General features: G+C 44.4%; 17 protein-coding genes and 1 other RNA gene. 7 read left to right on the top strand and 11 right to left on the bottom strand.

Features of this window, described 5'->3' with window-relative positions; genetic code table 11:
* Positions 1-95: 95 nt before the first annotated feature.
* The 5 genes from gcvH to GW828_RS07270 all read right to left on the bottom strand — a co-directional run bounded on the left by gcvH (position 96) and on the right by GW828_RS07270 (position 5,021).
* Positions 96-485 (bottom strand): glycine cleavage system protein GcvH, encoded by a 390-nt coding sequence (gcvH, locus tag GW828_RS07290; RefSeq protein ID WP_124015465.1) that lies wholly within the window; start codon positions 483-485, stop codon positions 96-98.
* An 82-nt stretch (positions 486-567) separates the two neighbouring features.
* Positions 568-1,662, bottom strand: a complete 1,095-nt coding sequence (gcvT, locus tag GW828_RS07285; protein ID WP_124015464.1) for a glycine cleavage system aminomethyltransferase GcvT — start codon at positions 1,660-1,662, stop codon at positions 568-570.
* A gap of 219 nt (positions 1,663-1,881) precedes the next feature.
* The gene (locus GW828_RS07280; RefSeq protein WP_182722633.1) at positions 1,882-3,105 is read right to left on the bottom strand and encodes an FAD-dependent oxidoreductase; all 1,224 of its coding nucleotides are present in this window, start codon (positions 3,103-3,105) and stop codon (positions 1,882-1,884) included.
* Positions 3,106-3,129: 24 nt separating this feature from the next.
* The gene (gene ubiH, locus GW828_RS07275; RefSeq protein ID WP_273058197.1) at positions 3,130-4,416 is read right to left on the bottom strand and encodes a 2-octaprenyl-6-methoxyphenyl hydroxylase; all 1,287 of its coding nucleotides are present in this window, start codon (positions 4,414-4,416) and stop codon (positions 3,130-3,132) included.
* A gap of 29 nt (positions 4,417-4,445) precedes the next feature.
* Positions 4,446-5,021, bottom strand: coding sequence for a UPF0149 family protein (locus tag GW828_RS07270; RefSeq protein ID WP_124015461.1), 576 nt, complete (start codon positions 5,019-5,021; stop codon positions 4,446-4,448).
* Between the two features lie 244 nt (positions 5,022-5,265).
* Here GW828_RS07270 and GW828_RS07265 point away from each other — a divergent pair, with 244 nt between their 5' ends.
* The 3 genes from GW828_RS07265 to GW828_RS07255 all read left to right on the top strand — a co-directional run bounded on the left by GW828_RS07265 (position 5,266) and on the right by GW828_RS07255 (position 6,503).
* Complete coding sequence (locus tag GW828_RS07265; RefSeq protein WP_101086040.1) at positions 5,266-5,565, top strand: cell division protein ZapA; 300 nt, start codon at positions 5,266-5,268, stop codon at positions 5,563-5,565.
* Between the two features lie 51 nt (positions 5,566-5,616).
* A non-coding RNA gene (ssrS, locus tag GW828_RS07260) (6S RNA) lies at positions 5,617-5,798 on the top strand.
* Between the two features lie 9 nt (positions 5,799-5,807).
* The gene (locus GW828_RS07255) at positions 5,808-6,503 is read left to right on the top strand and encodes a 5-formyltetrahydrofolate cyclo-ligase (protein WP_124015460.1); all 696 of its coding nucleotides are present in this window, start codon (positions 5,808-5,810) and stop codon (positions 6,501-6,503) included.
* Positions 6,504-6,981: 478 nt separating this feature from the next.
* On the opposite strand, the gene GW828_RS07250 is transcribed toward GW828_RS07255, so the two are convergent.
* The 4 genes from GW828_RS07250 to folX form a co-directional block, all read right to left on the bottom strand.
* Positions 6,982-8,274: an O-acetylhomoserine aminocarboxypropyltransferase/cysteine synthase family protein gene (locus GW828_RS07250; protein WP_273058391.1), complete on the bottom strand. Its 1,293-nt coding sequence runs from the start codon at positions 8,272-8,274 to the stop codon at positions 6,982-6,984.
* 135 nt (positions 8,275-8,409) lie between these two features.
* Positions 8,410-9,138 (bottom strand): dihydromonapterin reductase, encoded by a 729-nt coding sequence (gene folM, locus GW828_RS07245; protein ID WP_273058198.1) that lies wholly within the window; start codon positions 9,136-9,138, stop codon positions 8,410-8,412.
* Between the two features lie 192 nt (positions 9,139-9,330).
* Entirely contained in the window at positions 9,331-9,999 is a 669-nt protein-coding gene (folE, locus tag GW828_RS07240) for a GTP cyclohydrolase I FolE (RefSeq protein WP_273058199.1), read from the bottom strand.
* 21 nt (positions 10,000-10,020) lie between these two features.
* A complete protein-coding gene (gene folX, locus GW828_RS07235) occupies positions 10,021-10,383 on the bottom strand; it encodes a dihydroneopterin triphosphate 2'-epimerase (protein WP_124015457.1) in 363 nt (120 codons plus the stop codon).
* A gap of 179 nt (positions 10,384-10,562) precedes the next feature.
* Here folX and GW828_RS07230 point away from each other — a divergent pair, with 179 nt between their 5' ends.
* The 3 genes from GW828_RS07230 to GW828_RS07220 all read left to right on the top strand — a co-directional run bounded on the left by GW828_RS07230 (position 10,563) and on the right by GW828_RS07220 (position 12,934).
* Positions 10,563-10,952, top strand: coding sequence for a thiol-disulfide oxidoreductase DCC family protein (locus GW828_RS07230; protein WP_124015690.1), 390 nt, complete (start codon positions 10,563-10,565; stop codon positions 10,950-10,952).
* A gap of 37 nt (positions 10,953-10,989) precedes the next feature.
* Positions 10,990-11,832 (top strand): SDR family NAD(P)-dependent oxidoreductase, encoded by an 843-nt coding sequence (locus GW828_RS07225; protein ID WP_273058200.1) that lies wholly within the window; start codon positions 10,990-10,992, stop codon positions 11,830-11,832.
* A gap of 301 nt (positions 11,833-12,133) precedes the next feature.
* Positions 12,134-12,934: a 3-hydroxybutyrate dehydrogenase gene (locus tag GW828_RS07220; protein ID WP_182755160.1), complete on the top strand. Its 801-nt coding sequence runs from the start codon at positions 12,134-12,136 to the stop codon at positions 12,932-12,934.
* Between the two features lie 176 nt (positions 12,935-13,110).
* Here GW828_RS07220 and GW828_RS07215 read toward each other — a convergent pair whose 3' ends face one another.
* Positions 13,111-14,067: an alpha/beta hydrolase gene (locus GW828_RS07215; protein ID WP_273058201.1), complete on the bottom strand. Its 957-nt coding sequence runs from the start codon at positions 14,065-14,067 to the stop codon at positions 13,111-13,113.
* Positions 14,067-15,239 carry an MFS transporter gene (locus tag GW828_RS07210; protein WP_182755164.1) on the bottom strand — a complete coding sequence of 391 codons (1,173 nt, stop codon included), beginning with the start codon at positions 15,237-15,239 and terminating at the stop codon, positions 14,067-14,069. Before GW828_RS07210 ends, GW828_RS07215 begins: the two co-directional genes overlap by 1 nt.
* Positions 15,240-15,406: 167 nt before the next feature.
* Here GW828_RS07210 and GW828_RS07205 point away from each other — a divergent pair, with 167 nt between their 5' ends.
* Positions 15,407-18,913 carry a hybrid sensor histidine kinase/response regulator gene (locus GW828_RS07205; RefSeq protein ID WP_273058202.1) on the top strand — a complete coding sequence of 1,169 codons (3,507 nt, stop codon included), beginning with the start codon at positions 15,407-15,409 and terminating at the stop codon, positions 18,911-18,913.
* Positions 18,914-19,001 lie beyond the last annotated feature (88 nt).

Here is a 19,001-nt window from a genome sequence, read left to right as displayed (position 1 = left end):
AACCTGTTTAGGGTTTATTATGTTGCGCGCTCGTCATTGTTTTTAGCTGCACATAACAAAGAAGCTCCCTAGGGAGCTTCCTGTGTCATTGGCGATTATTCTTCGTCAATCACTTCTTGATAGCCTTCGGCATCAAGCAGTCCATCAACTTCTGATTCGTCAGAAGGCATAACGCGGAAGAACCAGCCTTCACCAAAAGCATCGCTGTTAACAAGCTCTGGTGAATCTTCTAGAGCTTCGTTTACCGCAATCACCTCACCAGAAACCGGTGCGTAAATGTCTGATGCTGCTTTAACAGATTCTGCTACGGCGCAATCTTCACCGGCAGTGACTGTGTCGCCGACTTCTGGCAATTCGACAAATACCATGTCGCCTAGTAACTCTTGAGCATGCTCAGTAATACCCACTGTGTAGCTTCCGTCTGTTTCTTTACGGATCCACTCATGTGAAGATGCATATTTCAAGTCTGCTGGAATAGTGCTCATTATTGTTGTTCCTTAATCAGATGTTCTAATACTTAATCAATAAATTCTTTTTGGGTAAACCGCAACTCATTTTATTGAATCTTTAGAAAGCTTGTTTACCGTTACGTACAAAACTTGGGGCGATGACTTTTACGTTAACACGCTTTTTACGCATTTCAACTTCAGCTATCGCACCAATACCATTAGGTACACGGGCCATGGCAATAGAATAGCCTAATGTTGGCGAAAACGACCCGCTGGTGATCACACCTTGATGTTCAACACCCTCAGCGTCGGTAAAAAACACAGCCATATCATGGCGTAATACGCCCTTTTCTTCCATGACTAAACCGACTAATTTGTCAGTGCCAGCCGCTTTAATTGCAGTAAGTGCGTCACGGCCAATAAAGTCACGATCGCTTGGCTCCCACGCTACGGTCCAGCCCATGTTAGCGGCTAATGGATTAATTGACTCGTCCATGTCTTGACCGTATAGGTTCATGCCCGCTTCTAAGCGTAAGGTATCACGCGCACCTAGACCACATGGCTTAACGCCTGTATCTAATAGCGCTTGCCATAAGGCTTCCGCTTCGGCTTCTGGCACTATGATTTCGTAGCCCGCTTCACCAGTGTAACCTGTGGTGGCAATAAATAAGCTGCCAGATTGCACACCAAAGAATGGCTTCATGCCTTCAACGGCAGCATTTTGCTCAGCAGAAAATACGCTAGCCGCTTTGGCTTTAGCATTAGGGCCTTGCACGGCAATCATCGCAAGCTCTGGACGTTCAGTCACCACCACATCAAATGCTGCAGCTTGCTTGTTGATCCAAGCCATGTCTTTGTCGCGGGTTGCGGAGTTAACCACGACACGGTAATGAGTGTCGGTTAAGTAGTAGGTGATAAGGTCGTCGATGATGCCAGCGGTTTCGTCTAGCATTCCGCCGTAAAGGGCTTTACCTGGTACGGTAAGCTTGGCGACATCGTTAGCAAGTAACTTACGTAAAAAGGCACAAGCATCGCTGCCGGTAACGTCAACTACCGTCATGTGAGACACGTCGAACATGCCTGCATCTTGACGAACTGCGTGGTGTTCTTCGATTTGAGAGCCGTAATTAATCGGCATGTCCCAACCGTGGAAATCAACCATTTTGGCTTTAGATTCTAAATGCTTGTTAAAAAGTACGGTTTTGCTAGCCATTATTATCCCTTTTTTTGAGGCCTTTCTTATGTAGGTTTTTGATAAAATGCGGCCAAAATTATACTCCGCAGACCTACTTTGTATACAAAAAATTTTTCTAATCCGAGTCCTGTCGCATTAGTTTAGCTAATCTATTGTTGTAATTTATTTACATAATTTTTTACAGTAAAAACGCCGACTTAGCTGTATAGACTGATATTAAACAAGTTTCTATATTCGCTACGATGAAATTGGCTCACGACAAAGTTTAGGTAATGTCATTTTGTTACCCATAGCCTGTTTGATGAACACTGTTTTCAGCCCAGCGACATTATCAACTAGGGTTAGGCCTATGTCGCGCATGGCTTTTTTAAGCGGATTGCTGCCGGCGAACAATCTTTTAAAGCCTTCCATGGTGGCAATCATCTCCATGGCTTCAGCTTTACGCCAACGTTCAAGGGCGCGCAAATGACTGTATTCGCCTAAATCTTTGCCTTGTTCGTGCAATTGGCTAAAGGTGTCGATAATACTGGCGGCGTCTAAAAAGCCGAGGTTAACCCCTTGGCCAGCAAGCGGGTGAATGGTATGGGCAGCATCACCAGCCAGCACTAATCGATGGCGGGCAAAATGGCGCGCATAACGCATACGTAATGGGAACGATTGTCGCTCGCTAATCACCTGGCACAGGCCTAAACGACCATCGAGTGCAGCGGTTAACGTTTTGCCAAATTCGATATCGTCTAATGCTAATAATTGCTCGGCTTGATCGGGCGATACCGACCAGACGATGGAACATAAATTATCGTCATACAAGGGCAACATGGCTAGCGGACCACCGGGTAAAAAGGCTTGTCTGGCGGTCGCATCGTGGGCTAACTCAGTGCGCACAGTAGCCACTATGGCATGGTGGCCGTAGTCCCAGAATGTCAGCGGAATATTGCATTGTTCACGCACCCAAGAATTGGCTCCGTCGGCGGCCACCACCACTGCGGCGCTGATGTTGTCGCCGCCGGCTAGGGTTAGCCAGGCTTCACGTTCGCCAAAGGCAATGCGTTCAAGGCGTTGACCTTGTAAATGAGTTAAATTGCTGATTTCGCTGGCGCGCTTAGCCAGTGCATAGCTAATGGCATCATTCTCGATAATTGAGCCTAAATAGGCTTCGCTAATACTGTGAGCGTCAAATTCAATTTTGCCTAGACCGTCTTTGTCCCAAACCGACATTTTTTGGTAAGGGCTAACACGGCTGTCATCAAGGTATTGCCACGCACCGAGATTTTCGAGCAATTGTTGGCTGGCTTTGTTAACGGCACTAACACGCAATTTGGGCTCGCCACTCACAGCTTGGGTTTCGCCAGCATCAATGACCACCACATTAAGGTCGGCATTCGCTAACCCAATTGCCGTTGCCAGCCCGACCATACCACCGCCAACAATGGCAACATCATATGTTTGAGTAGAAAACATGCTCAATCCTTACCTTAAAATGAGTTAACGCCAGCCCATTGCGGTTTGTGCGATGGGACGTTTTAACGGTGGTAGCCAAGACAATAGGCGTAAACCAAGATTGCGACCCGCTACCATCGGCCAATATTGGTTGGAAAAGCCACGTACTAAAAATTCGATATTACTCAGCGTGCTGTCGCGATCCGCTTGGCGTGCGGCTAAATACTGATGCAAGATAGCATTACTGCCGACATCGACCTCGGTTGAGGGATTAGCTAATTGATACGTACTGAAAGCCTGTTTCAGTACATCCAGTAAGCCCACAACATCACGCAGGCCAAGATTAAAACCTTGTCCGGCAATCGGGTGTAGGGTTTGCGCCGCATTACCAATAAAGATGCAGCGATGGTAAATAGGTCTTGGCATGTACGATAACGTCAGTGGATAACTGCTGCGCTGACCCACATCAACGAAGCGACCAACGCGATGGCCAAAGGCTTGTTGTAATGCGGCTAAAAACTCGGCTTTGTCGGCATATTTTAGTTGCTCTGCTTGAGCGGGCGGTAATGCCCACACTACGGAAAAACGCGACTGAGCAGCGCTGGCTGACACAGCAGTATGCGCCGCAGCAGTCATGGGCACTGAACTCATAGGCAGCAGAGCTAATGGCCCTGTTTGCGTAAAGCGTTCGTAAGCCCAATGCTGGTGCGGCTGGTCAGTACTCACATTGGCGACAATGGCCGTTTGATCGAAATTGATTTGTTCTGTCGGTTGGCCAAGATGTTGACGCACCACGGAATTAGCACCATCGGCAGCAACTAATAACTGGCAATGCAATTGCGTACCGTTATCTAAAGTTAATAAGTGACCATTGGTTTGAGCCTGCAACTCAGTCACGGTAGCCGGACAAAGCACCTCAACAGATGATTTAGCCAATTGCTCAAACAACACTTTGCCCACTTGGGCTAACTCAACCACCTGCCCTAATGCTCCTAAGCCAAGGGGTTTAGCGTTAAGTTCGGTCATACCAAAGTGGCCGCGATCAGAAACATGAATATTTTCGATCGCCGTGCCTAGATGCTGCAACTTGGGCCAAATACCTAAACGAGTCAGTTCGAAAATAGAACCGTGCGCAATGGCAATGGAGCGAGCATCAAAACCTGGGTGATTATTGCTCGCTAAGTGGGCTTCGATTAAGGCGATGCGCAGCGGACGCGACAAGGTGGCAGATAACTTAGCTAGCCCGAGGGCTAACGTGGCTCCGGCCATGGCGCCACCGACAATGGCAATATCAACATTTAGCTGTGCTGTGATGGTGTGTGCTGTGGTCATACGCTGCGTTGCTGCCTATACCAAAAATGTTAGTGGAAAGTTGAAGACTCATCGGTGTCATTCAATGGCATGTCTAAGCCAAACTCTGAGTAGCATAAAATAGCTGACATTCTGACAAACTCTTGTAGCTCAAAGTAAGCAACTTCTGACTCTTCATCATCACCAACATCAAATTCTACTTGAGCAATATCGGCCAGATCTTTAATCACTTCACGTACATCTGGCGATGCTTTGGCTAGCTGTGGTTGAATAATGGCAATGCCGGTTAAAAAGCTTTGAGTCCACAGGGCTAACGCTTCGACGCGATCGCTTAATGACGCTTCTTCTTCTGGCAATAAGAGGGTAAAACCAAATTCGAAATCCACTAATCGATTAACCGTATCTTGATACAATTCGCTGATCAGCAGTTGTAAATTAGGCTCTAACGGTTGCCCATCGTTCATTAACTCAACTAACGGTGTTAACCAGGCTAAATTTTCTTGCTTAACGCCACCACAAATAAGCCCAACCAGTGCGCCGTGCACTTCTACTGGATGCTGGCCAACTTCTGCGTAATCTAGGGCCTGTTTTAGTTTTTCAATACATAATGAAGGTGGGGTTGCCATGGTTAATTCCTAATAGCGCAATATCTGCATCAATGCTAGCAGAGTTAGGATGATGCTCCAAATGCTAGTGTGTAATGTGGTTAAATTTGTGAGCCATAAAGTGACTATAATAATTGACAATGAGTGTATTTGTTCAGACAACCAGCAAATAGTTAAAAAGGCGCGTTGTTGCCTTGCTCTTTTAAATTCAGCCCTATATAGTTCGCCACATGCTTGAGTTTAACTAAGGATCTGTGGCGACATTATGAGTAACAGTGCTGTTGATATCACCCTATTAGGGCGCACCTACTCTATCGCATGTCCAAAAGGACGCGAAGATGCCTTGCGCACGGTAGCCAGAGAAGTTGAAAACCAACTGACAACCTTAAAATCTCGTACTAACAATTTGAGCCGTGAAGAGCTGGCCATTATGGCAGCATTAAACATTGGTAATGAACTGTACGAAGAAAAGCAAAAGAATAAGCAGTACATGGCGCAAATGGATGAGCGTATTTCGTTATTGCAATCAACCTTGGAAACATCGTTGGTTGAACGAAGCCGCTAGGAAGGCTAGACTAAGATTTAAGAATGAAGCAAAGCTTGATTCAACCAGTTTTGCTCCCTGAGATATTCGCCAGTTGGCTAAGTCCCTGTGCCGATAATTACAAACCCAGGGTGAATGCTTTTGTTGACATTGTGCATGCTCGGCTCGTACCGAGAAGCCTTAGGAAATGAACATTTACCCGCCTTGAACCTACGGTTCAAGGGCTACGCCGGCAGCGGTATTTTGGGGAGCATTCTAATTTTATGACCATCACTCGTTTTATGACTAACACAGAAAATCGTCCGGTTACGTCAACATCTTCGGCACGTATTAGCTACTTTGCCACCCCTTCTGAGTTTCAAGAACCGCTGTTCGATAGCACAGACATGAGCCGCGACAACATTCGCCGCCATGTTCGCCAAGAGCGAAATAGCCTTAGTCCTGAAGAACAAAGCCAATTAGCCTTAATTGCTAGCCGCCACATGCTTGCTGAAATTCAAGCTCAGTCGGCTAAGCATGTTGCCTTGTATTTTACCCAAGACGGTGAATTAGCGACTCAAAAGCTGATTGAAGCATTATGGGATCTCGACATTAACCTGTATTTGCCTCGGCTTCATCCGTTCAGTAAAGGCAACTTACTGTTTATTCGTTATGATCGCGATTCTGTGATGCTTGAAAATCAATACGCTATTAAAGAGCCACAATTGAATGTGCAGCATGTTATTACTGTCGATAAACTCGATATGATCATCACCCCTTTGGTGGCATTTGATGAACACGGTAACCGTATGGGCATGGGCGGCGGATATTACGACCGCACTTTGGCACAAGTGGTCGATAACAAGCCCTTAGCAGTAGGCTTTGCCCACGATTGTCAGCAAGTGAGCCAAGTTCCTACCGAGTTTTGGGATATGCCTTTACCAGTGATTATTACCCCAACGAGGCGATTAGCTATTTAAAATAGCTTAATACTATTAAGGTCGTGGCGTTTCGCCCACACCAGACCAAGAAGGGGAAAACTGCTTCCCGCTCTTAGATCTCCCCGCCAGCTCCGGCAAAATGTTAGTCCTCATAGCATAATAAAAATCACCTAACGACTCAGATGGTACATCTGATGTGAATGGACTGACGAATGTCGTGATGACATGGATGTCAAAAAACGACCATGCCCTCCGAGCCTGTTACATATCTGCAAAACAGGAGTCTACATGCCTTGAAATACAGGCATGTGTGATAAAGGCCATGATGTCACTACGACATTTTCATTATGCTATTTCGGACACTTTGGACGGAGACACCTTGATACTGCAGGTTCCTCTTATATACCAACTAGACTGTGTAGAAGGTAGGAATTAAACATAACAGAATAGAAAAAGCCCCATCAATAAACGCTATTGATGGGGCTTTTTTCATTATATTGCTTAGGTAAAAATAGGCTTACACAATTGCTTTATCTAATGCTTGGCTAACATCGGCGATGATGTCGTCTATGTGTTCAATACCCACAGATATCCGCACTAAGTCTTCTGATACACCAGCTTTAGCTAACTCTGCGCCGCTCAGTTGGCGATGAGTGGTACTGGCTGGGTGACAAGCCAGCGATTTAGCGTCACCGATATTGACCAAACGAAGCACCATTTGCAATGCATCAATAAACTTACCACCAGCCACTTTACCCGCTTCAGCATTGGCGGCTTTAATGCCAAAACTAATGATACCAGAGGCTTTACCGCCAGTGATTTTTTGGCAAGTTGCATGGTGTGGGCTGTCAGGTAATGCGGCATAGTTTACCCAACTAATGCTTGGGTGTTGCTGCAAGTATTCCGCTAGTGTGAGCGCATTACTGCAGTGACGTTCCATGCGTAAACTTAGGGTTTCTAAACCTTGTAGTAATAAAAATGAACTGTGTGGCGACAATGCTGCGCCAGTATTGCGCAGTGGCACAACTCGACAGCGACCAATAAATGCCGCGGGGCCAAAGGCGTCGGTATAAACTACGCCGTGATAAGACGGATCGGGCTGATTAAGTATCGCAAAACGTTTTTTATTGGCGACCCAATCGAATTTACCCGAGTCAATAATCACCCCACCAATAGTGGTGCCGTGGCCGCCAATGTATTTAGTTAATGAGTGAATGACAATGTCGGCGCCATGATCAAATGCGCGGCACAACACTGGCGTGGCCACAGTATTATCGACAATTAACGGCACCCCATGTTTGTGGGCAATATCGGCCAAACGCTGTAAATCGACAATATTGCCGGCAGGGTTACCAATTGATTCACAAAATAATGCTTTAGTGTTGTCATCAATTAACGCATCGAGGCCATCGAAATCATCAAAGGCAGCCATACGCACTTCAACGCCTTGGCGCGGTAATGTATGCGCAAATAAGTTATAAGTACCGCCATACAATTGGCTAGTACTGACAATATTGTCGCCTACTTGAGTTAATGCTTGAATAGCATAAGTAATGGCCGCCATGCCAGAAGCTACAGCCAGTGCACCAATGCCGCCTTCTATCGCCGCTAAGCGCTGTTCCAGTACACTGGTTGTGGGGTTCATTATGCGGGTGTAAATATTACCGGCGACTTTTAAGTCGAACAGATCCGCCCCGTGTTGGGTATCGTCAAAGGTGTAAGAGGTGGTTTGGTAAATCGGCACTGCAGCAGCTTTAGTGGTTGCTTCTGACTCGTAACCATAATGTAATGCCAGTGATTCCAGTTTCATGTTTGCTGCAGTCATAGTAACTTCCTTCAGGTAATAGGCTGTGTGATATTGCACTGATATCCACACTAGCAATTAGCCATCTAGAAGTCTATGTTAAATTATCGCTTCACACTTTTTAATGATGATGTTGACTGGCTATTTTAATTGTCTGCCGCCATCAACCGCATAACTGCGACCCGTAACATAATGACTCGCATGCAAATAATCGATTAAGGCGATGATTTCATCATTACCCGCTTCTTTTGGCAAAATCGCTTTGGCTAACGCTTTTACTTTATAAGCATCATCGTCATGGTCGTTAAATAAGATCATCGCAGGGGCAATAGAGTTCACTTTAACGTGCGGTGCTAACAAGCTGGCAAATGACAGTGTCATATTATGCAGTGCAGCTTTACTGGCAGCATAAGCAATATGCTTTTTACTGCCCTTTTCGGCGACATAATCGGTAATATGAATAATGTTACTGGCACCAATACTGTCGTGATTGATTTTAGCCGCGCTAATAAGCAATGGCGCTAAAGCAAGGTTGATTTGATAAGGCGCAGTGACGTGAATTTGCATCATTCTCGCCATGGTGTCACTCGGGCTTAAACCGCTGTTGTCGGGCAACCAGTCGGATGCATTATGAATAATGGTATCGAGGCGATCGTGATGCTGATTGACGTGGCTAATTAAGCCATCAATGGCGCCTGCATCGGTTAAATCGCATGAATGTAAACTCGCGCCTAACTTACCCAACTGTTCAATACTGTCGTAGTGAGTGCGATAAGTGCCAATAACATGGTGACCTTGAGCCAAATAATACTTAGCCAGTGCATAGCCAATACGCTTACCTACGCCAGTGATCAGTATTGTTCGTTCCATAATGTTGCCTTTATTGGTTGTCGCTCTGATAACGTGTGACTTTATCATAAGCAAAATTAGATGGTTATCTCAAAGTAATGGATAATGAAACATTTACCCTACCGACTAATAATGACAAAAGATAGTCGGTTAAATTATAAAAAAATGACTCCGCTAGTGGGAGTCATTCAATCATAATGATACCGTGGTTTACTAAGCTAAAAATTCAGCGCGGCTAGCTGGGTTGGCTTTAAAGCAGCCACCAAGTGCAGTGGTTTGGGTGCTTGATGAGGTATCCATGATGCCACGAGATTTTACGCAATAATGAGTAGCATTAATGCTCACGGCGACATCTTCGGTGGCAAGCAAGGTTTGCAAAGCCACTAAAATTTGCTGAGTTAAGCGCTCTTGAACTTGAGGACGCTGCGCAAAAAAACGCACGATACGGTTAATTTTCGATAGACCGATAATGTTGTCTTTGGGGATGTAGGCCACCTTGGCAAGCCCGTCGATAGTAATAAAGTGATGCTCACAGGTACTGACCACACTGATGTTACTGATCTTAACCATCTCTTCAACACCCATTTTATTGTCAATTTGGGTGATTTTAGGGAAGTTAGCATAATCAAGACCTGAAAAAATCTCGTTAACGTACATTTTAGCAATGCGATGCGGCGTTTCGGCCAAACTGTCATCGGTTAAATCGAGCCCTAAAGTAGACACAACCTCAGTCATTAAACCTTTAATACGCTGATATTTTTGCTCGCTAGTCATGTCACTCGGTACCAAAGGAGTTTCCAGTCCGTGAGCAACTAACGCTTGTTGTACTTTTAATGCTTCTGCAGACAACTCTACACGGGTTATGTCATTAATGGTCGTCATAATAACATCCTTAATATTGGGTTAGGCTTGATACTCTAAAGATAACGATACAGAATCTGCGAATCGCAATGCATGCGGCTTATCAATAGTGACCCGAGCTAAAGTAACAGTTGGGTGTTCACGGCAAATATCTAACACGTCAGCAACTAATTTTTCCAGTAACAAGAAACGCCCTTCTTCTACATGCTGAATCACTTTTTTGGTGATGATTTTGTAGTTTAGCGCATCGGCAACGTCGTCGGTTTGAAACGATCGATCGGCTGGATAATGGATCTCAATGTTGATCACCACATCTTGCTGTTTTTCGCGCTCGTCTTGGTTAAAACCAATAAAAGTACGTAAACGTAAATTGGTGACCTTAATAATGGCTTGGCTTAATGGCATTATTTAGCCCTTGTGAATTGTTTTGAATAGATACGCGAGGGTGCAATAAAAAGATCATAAATATTGATTTTGATCGGTTGAACCGCCTGTTGCATTAAGGTGAGAACATAAAGGTAAACTAGCTGGGCCTATTGTGCGTACAATGATTTATATACACATTAGTTCGAACGAGGTTAATGATGGAACTGACGGTTTTTTACGATGGCACTTGCCCGCTTTGCCTCAATGAAATGAAGCAATTGAAGCGTTACGATAGCTTAGATCGCATCAAGCTTGAAGATATTAATGCCGATGATATTAATGATCGTTTTCCTGATTTAGACGTGGCACATGCTAATACCGTATTACATGGATTGCAGGCTGATGGCAGCTGGCTTTATGGTTTAGATGTTACGGCTAAAGCATGGGGCCTAACCGGTAAACATGGTTGGATAAAACTGTTGCGCTTGCCATTGATAAAACCGCTTGCTGATATTGCTTATTTAGCTTTTGCCCGCAATCGCTACCGGATATCTTATTTACTCACTGGCCAAAAGCGCTGTGATAATGGCAATTGTAAGGTTAAATAAGCGCTTCATTTATGAAAAATAAGGTATGAGATTAGCTATGAGTGAGTCAACTTCAATACAGACCTTGGTAGTTATTGGGGCATCATCGGCTATCGCCCAAGCCTTTATCGACCATGCCATTGCTGCTGCTTTGAAGGGGCTTGCTGACATGGCAGAACAAACTGATGATTTAGCCTTAAATGTTATTACTGTTAGCAGACAATCCGAGCTGACATTAGCCAATCTAAGTAACAAGATTACCCACCAGCATTTTTATTGTAATTACCAGCAAGCATCGATTATTGATTGTGTTAACAGTATCGGCAAGGTCGCAGGCAAAATCAGTCGCATTGTGATGTGTAATGGTATTTTGCATTCACAAACAGCTGACGTGCAAATTCAGGCTCAACAACCTAGCTTGATGCCAGAAAAACGCATTGAAGATATTAATGCTAATGCCCTAGAGCAATTATTTTATGCCAACAGCATTGTGCCCATGCTGTGGCTGAGTGCATTGACGCCGTTATTATCGCAAGCCCGTCATAAGGTAGACGCTGACAATAAGTGTGTGATCAGTATATTGAGTGCTCGGGTCGGCAGTATTTCTGACAATCGTTTGGGTGGTTGGTATGGGTATCGCGCTTCAAAAGCGGCGTTAAACATGCTGATTAAAACCACAGCCGTAGAATATGCAAGACGACTTAAGCGAGTTAAGTTAATTGCGTTTCATCCAGGCACCACTGACACACCATTATCAAAACCTTTTCAAGCCAATGTACCTCAAGGTAAATTATTTACCCCAGAGTTTGTCGCCAGCCAGTTGTATCACATTATGGCCAATATTGAGCCAAACGGTGAAGCCAGTTACTTGGATTGGCAAGGGCAACAGATTAGTTGGTAAATGAGTTGCTAGCGGACTCATTAAGGAGTCGGTTAGCCTCTTGCTCATGGCCAGTATTCAACAATCTCTGCTGTCTATAAGCAAACTGTCATCAACACGATTAACCCACCATCTGTAACAAATGACGTTTCCCTATGGTACTAAGGTGCCAAATAAATAGTGCTGTAATTGCTTTATTCTGAGAGTACTGACTCGGATTGTAGTGAAACCATGTCGTTGACATCACTTTGCTATGAAACATCACACTATGGGCGATCACATATGCTGTCATTGCCGCTATTGAATTGAGGAAACCGATATTATGTCGACGTTACAAACAGGACTACAAGGCAAAGTGGCGCTTATTACTGGCTCAACTAGCGGTATTGGTCTAGCGACTGCACATGTGCTGGCTGAGCAAGGTTGCCATATCGTATTGCATGGCCTGATGGATCATGATGAAGGGCAAACTTTAGCTGCTGAGTTTCGGGCACAATACCAAATCAACACCTTTTTTAGCAATGCTGACTTAAGAGAGGCTAACTGCATACATGAGTTTATCGACAATGCGGTTAATGCCCTAGGCAGTATTGATATTTTAGTGAACAACGCCGGCATTCAACATACACAAGATGTGGCTCATTTTCCGATAGAAAAGTGGAATGACATCATTGCGATTAACTTGTCTGCTGCTTTTCATACTATTCAACAAGTTATCCCTGCTATGGCTGAAAAAGGCTGGGGCCGGATCATCAATATTGCCTCAGTGCATGGTTTAGTCGCCTCAGCAAATAAAGTGGCTTATTGCGCGGCAAAGCATGGGATTGTGGGCTTAACAAAAGTGGTCGCGATTGAATGTGCTGAACAAGGCATTACCGTTAATGCAATTTGCCCTGGTTGGGTTGATACCCCGCTTATCGGTAAACAAATTGACAGCATTGCAAGCGATAAAAGCTTGAGTTATGACGAGGCTAAATACCAACTGGTAACCTCAAAACAGCCATTACCAGAAATGTTAGCTCCCAGACAAATCGGCGAGTTTGTTTTATTTCTTTGTGGTGGTGCAGCAAGAGGCATTACAGGATCAGCGCTGCCGATGGACGGTGCCTGGACGGCGCAATAAGCTTAACTAACCTTAGCTTTAACTATTAGCATTCGGTTTAGCCTTAGCCTTATATAATCACGTCAACCCGCACTCACTGTCTGTGAGTGCGGGTTGTTTTTATTAGCAGAGAAGACTTGGCCAACTGAGCCACTAGCCAAGATAATGGTGCAGTTAACAGACTAATATGAGATCAATTAGGCCTTGGCCATAAACGCAGCTATGTGTTGATAGGTTGCCATACATTCCTCTTTGACTAAGTCGTGCAGCAACATATAGGCATGGATCATGCCGTCGAACGCATGGTGCTCAACCTCCACACCCGCAGCAGTTAAGGCATTAGCATACGCTATGCCCTCATCCCTAAGCGGATCGCAACCTGCGGTAAAAATTAATGTTTTCGGTAAGTGAGCGTTAATGGGACCAAGCAAAGGTGAAGCCAGTTTAACTTGCTCTATCTGTTGCTTTGACAATGATTCGGGCAGTTGAAAATACTGCTCAAAATACCACTTTATACGAGGTGTTTCGAGTAAGAAGCCGGTGCCATTACTATCAAGTGATGGGCTGCTTAATGTGTAATCGACGCTGGGATAGATCAAAATTTGTTGATCTATCTTAATCTGTTTATCAGTTAGACTTTTCATGCTTAAGCTAGTGCAAATAGCACCACCAGCACTGTCACCAATAATGGTGACTGAGTCTTGATGGTTAACATCATCGAGTAACTCGGCATAATGGATCAGTGCATGTTCACAGTCATCAAGCCCTGCAGGGTATGGAAATTCAGGCGCGAGTCGGTATTCAACCGATATCACCACGCACTGCACAATACTGGCTAGATGACGGCAAATCGGATCGTACAGCGCCACACTGCCACACATATGACCGCCACCATGAAAGTGCACCAACACAGGCAAAGGCTGCTCTGGTGCAGGGCTATACACTCTGATCGGAATAGCTCGGTCGGTTAACGTAAACGCCTTATCGGCAATATAGCTCACTGAGGGGGAGTCACTCATTAGAGCGCCAAGTTTATTGAGATTTTCGCGTAATATCGCTGGGGTAAATTGGACATTATGTTGTTTAGCCAAGGCAATATTGCTGTTAGCTAACGCTAGAAAATCAGTCAGCTTAGGGGAAACGATTCCTCGCATTAGATTAACTCCTTTGGTTTGCCTGTTTCTGGTAGAAAATAACTGCCCACAAACACAGTGCCGCTGAGTATGGTAATCATCACAAATGAGCCAAAATAACTGCCATCGCTTAAATCAACCAGCTTACCAAATACCCACAACACGATAGTAGAAACCAGATAACTGATTGACCAAAATAGGCTAAAAACCACGGTGATTTTTTGGCCGGTCATCATAGGCAGTTCGTGAGGGATGGACACTAAAGCTGTCACGGGGAAAAAGATAAAAAAGCCCAAGACTATGGCACATAAAACCTGTAACCAAGGCTGAGTACTAAAGGATAAACCCAAAACGGTGATAACAATAATCAAGCCACTCCAGCGAATAATCGGCAGGCGTAACGGATTTTTGCGACTATAAAGCATCCCCGCAATCGTGCCGACAATCCCAAAACCAATCACCCATTTGCTTTGACTTATTCCCGCTTGAGGATAGAAAGTAAATAAGCAGATGTAAAACGACAATAATCCTGAATAAGTAAACGCATAAGCCCAATTAAATTGATCTTTTAATCCCTCAAGGTAACCGTATATTGCGGGCTCTGCACCTGCTGCATGAACAGTGGCTGCTGGAGTATCAAACTTAACCAGTAACCAGAGTATGGCTAATATCAGGCTAGCGGCAGAAAATAACACTAAACTGCTTTGCCAACTGCCCGTAATAGCGTTAATACCTGTCATGCCCCATAAAATAATCGCTGTGCCGACGTTAAATGCCACCGCATTTAGACCATTAATGACTGGGCGATCTTCTGGTGCAAACCACAGCATCACAATGGGGTTAAAGTACACAATCATAAAGGCTCCGCCTAAGCCCATCAAAAAGCGGCTCACCAGCAGTAATTCATAATTGGTCGCAAAAGGAGTCACTATACCGACGACAATTAATAGCGCCGCGAGTAAAAAGGCATACTTTATACCAAACTTTACTGCCACATAAGCGGCGCTAAAGGTGCCGACTATTTTAGCCAAAGTGACGGCACCACTGATAAAACTTGCTGAAGCTAAACTATCTATGTGCATCGATGCCATGATGCTGCCCATACTCGCGGTGCCGCCAACCCATGCCATGGCAAAGAGAACATAACTCGTAAAAACCAGACCTTCGACCAAATATCTATGGGTTATTTTCATAGGCGTAATGTAAACCTTCAATGACACAAATGTAGGTTAATCATGTTATCTGATGGGTATGGATAAATAAGTACTACCTTAGTTCACCGCGATATTAAAAATCTTTATCAAACAGGACGTCTAGTGTAGTTTCGCTAACATATAAGAAAAAATGATTGGGGAATCACTTGCAGGCTTGGTTATCTATTGACACTTGGTTGATCAGTTCCATTTCGATTGCTTATCTTGCAATGCTTTTTGTGGTGGCGCAGTGGGGACAAAATCGCGCCATAAAAAAGTTAAGCCAGAAGCCATGGGTCTATAGCCTATCCTTAGGCGTGTGCTGCACCTCATGGGCATTTTATGGCACTGTGGGTCAAGCAGCAACGACAGGGGCTTGGCTTGCTCCCATTTACATTGGTTCGATCATTTGTTTAGTGCTTGCTTGGCCAATGTTAATGCGCACTTTGCAAATAATTAAAAGCCAAAACCTGACCTCAATTGCTGACTTTATTGCTTGCCGTTTTGACCGCTCACCTAAAATTGCTGCCAGCGTCGCCATAGTGTCACTGCTAGGAACGATTCCTTATATCGCCTTGCAGTTAAGGGCTATCAGTACCAGTTTCGACTTACTGACAGGCACATTCCAGTCGGGCATTAGTACCGCATTTGTGGTCACTATCGTATTAATTATTTTCAGTATTTTATTCGGCACACGTCAATTATCGGCCAGTAAACATAACCAAGGCTTAGTTCTGGCGATCGCGTTTAGCTCTATCGTGAAATTGTTTGCCCTTACCGCTGTAGGTATATTTGCTACGTTTTATGTTTTCGATGGCTTTAGCGACCTACTCAGTCAAAGCCAAAATATTACTGAAACCACCCATGCAGACTCTACTTACCTTGTTATTTCGCAGGTGATTTTAGGCGCGATTACTATCTATGCATTGCCGCAAGAATTCCACATGATGATGATAGAAAATAATCATCACCAGGAGCTTAAATCCGCTCGCTGGATGGTGCCGCTATATCTGTTACTGATCAATATTTTTGTATTACCTATCGCCTTGGCTGGGCAGCTTAGCTTCCCCGGTGGTAGCGTGGGCGCCGATACCTATGTACTCACACTGCCGTTATTTTATCAGCAAGCTTGGTTAGGCATATTGGTTTATATCGGTGGACTTGCCGCCGCAACGGCAATGGTTATTGTGGCCGCTATTGTGCTAAGCACCATGATTTCGACAGAAATCCTCACCCCATTATTATTACGTCTACCGAAGTTTAATTCCCAGCAAAAAACCCCACAACTGGCGGGAATGTTATTAAATTTAAGGCGCATATCTATCGCGGTCATCTTGTTATCAGCCTTTGCATTTGAACGTTTTATTAATCAGCAAAATCATTTAGCCAGTATCGGCTTACTATCGTTTGTATTGTTATCGCAGTTTGCACCAGCCGCAGTTGGCGCCTTGTATTGGCGCAATGCAACCACTCAAGGCGCATTTGTGGGGTTAATTATGGGCAGTATTGTTTGGCTCTATACCCTACTCTTGCCAGTTACGTTCCCTGATGCCCAATGGGTTAACCTTGGCTTATTTGGTATCACTTGGTTAACACCGACAGCATTGTTTGGCTTAACTGATTTAGACAACATCAGCCACGGGGTGTTTTACAGCTTAGCGGCTAACATCGGCTGCTTTGTGATCATTTCACTGGTTAAAGAGCAAAGCATTGGCGAGGTGCTGCAAGCCGATTTATTTGTTAATCGAAAACCCGTTCAGTCAGAGCGTCACTTGTCTGTAGATGATTTAGCCAGTTTGTTAAATCGGTTTATTAATAAAGATGAAGCTGATGCCCTCCTCGCCGAATCCAAAAAACTCGCTGGAAAAGATCAACAGCAACAGCTAGTTGATTACACGCGTTTGAAACTGTCTGGGGTGCTCGGTTCTGCCTCAACACGCATGGTAATGAGCGCCGCATCTCGCACCCAACATGTTCCCTTAGAAGATGTGGTGAGCATTGTCGATGAAGCCAGCCAAATATTTGAGTTTAACCGTGAACTGCTGCAATCTGGCGTTGAAAATATTGAGCAAGGCATTAGCGTTGTCGATGCTGATATGCGCTTAGTTGCATGGAACCAACGCTATATTGAACTGCTTAATTACCCTAAACACTTTGTCAAAGCGGGGCTTCATGTTGAACAGCTGATTCGATTTAACATCGACAGAGGCATTATCGTGGGTAACGAAGCCCAGGAACTCATCGAAAAGCGCTTAGAGCATATGCGCGGGGGTAGCCCGCATCATTTTCAGCGAACTATGCTCGATGGAAAAGTATTAGAAATTCGCGGTCAAGCCATGCCTGGCGGTGGATTTGTGAGTACTTTCACGGATATTACCGCGCATATTGAAGCAGAAAAAGCCTTACAACTGGCGAATGAAACATTAGAAAAACGGGTAGAAAGCCGCACCAAGGAACTGGAAAAAGCCAAAGCAGAAGCCGAAGCGGCCAATAGCAGTAAAACCCGCTTTTTAGCCGCAGCAAGCCACGATTTAATGCAACCTTTTAACGCATTAACCTTGTTTACTGAGATGTTAAAACAAAGAGTTAAGTCGACTGAACTGCATGATTTAGCAACTAATATTGAAGATTCTCTAAACGTAGTAGAAAGTTTACTATCGGATCTGGTTGAGATTTCACGCTTAGACAGCAATTCGTTAAAAACCGAAAAAAGCCAATTTGCCATTGATGATTTACTGTCCACACTGGTTAATGAATTTAAGGCATTATCGGTGCAACAAGGCATAGATTTTAACTATCAAGTCTCTTCCTGCTTTGTACACAGCGATCAAAGGCTATTAAGGCGTATTATTCAGAACTTTTTGTCGAATGCATTTCATTATTCACCTTCAGGTAAAACGCATCATCAAGTCATGCCAGATGATGCTAAACCACACCATAAAACAAAAAATATCCGTAAGCACGGTGAGTTTGTGCCTAAGGTGTTATTAGGTGTGCGGCGGACTGAGAACGCCTTGTTGATACAAGTTTGGGACAATGGTCCGGGGATCCCTGTTGATAAGCGCCAAGCCATTTTTTGTGAGTTTGAACGCTTAGAGCTGACTCGTGAAATCCCTGGATTAGGCCTAGGTTTGGCGATATGTGACCGTATCGCCAAATTACTCAATGTTAAAATATCACTGCATTCAGAAGTGGGAAAAGGGACTTGCTTTAGCGTTGAAATACCGCGAGTGTCGCAGCAGAAAAAGCCGGTGCATTTATTAGACATTGCCGAAGAGGAGATCAGTCGCGACAACCTAAATATGACTGTACTGGTTATCGACAATGATGACCTTATGTTGAAAGCGATTTCTTCATTACTCAGTGGCTGGGGATGCCATGTGATTACCGCTAAAGATCAACCCAGTGCTATACAGCAGCTAGCCGATAATCCACAGCCAAAATTAATTATTGCAGATTATCACTTAGAAGATGATAAAAATGGCGTTGATTTGGTGCAGTACTTATTAGCTCAGCATACCGATAGCATTAACAAGCAAACCACCTGTGTTATTTGCTCTGCAGACCCTTCAGAAGCAGTTAGACAACATACTAGCAGCGCTCAATTTAGTTTTGTACGCAAACCGCTTAAGGCGATTGCCTTAAAACGGATTATTAAACAACTTATGCCTTAGATTGATGACATAGAATTGATGACATAGATTTGATGACATTGTATTGATGACATTGTATCGACAGCATAATGCTCACGACATGTTTAAA

The organism is Shewanella vesiculosa (genome assembly GCF_009994065.1).
Lineage (GTDB): Bacteria > Pseudomonadota > Gammaproteobacteria > Enterobacterales > Shewanellaceae > Shewanella > Shewanella vesiculosa.
This window is presented reverse-complemented; position numbering and strand designations above follow the sequence as displayed.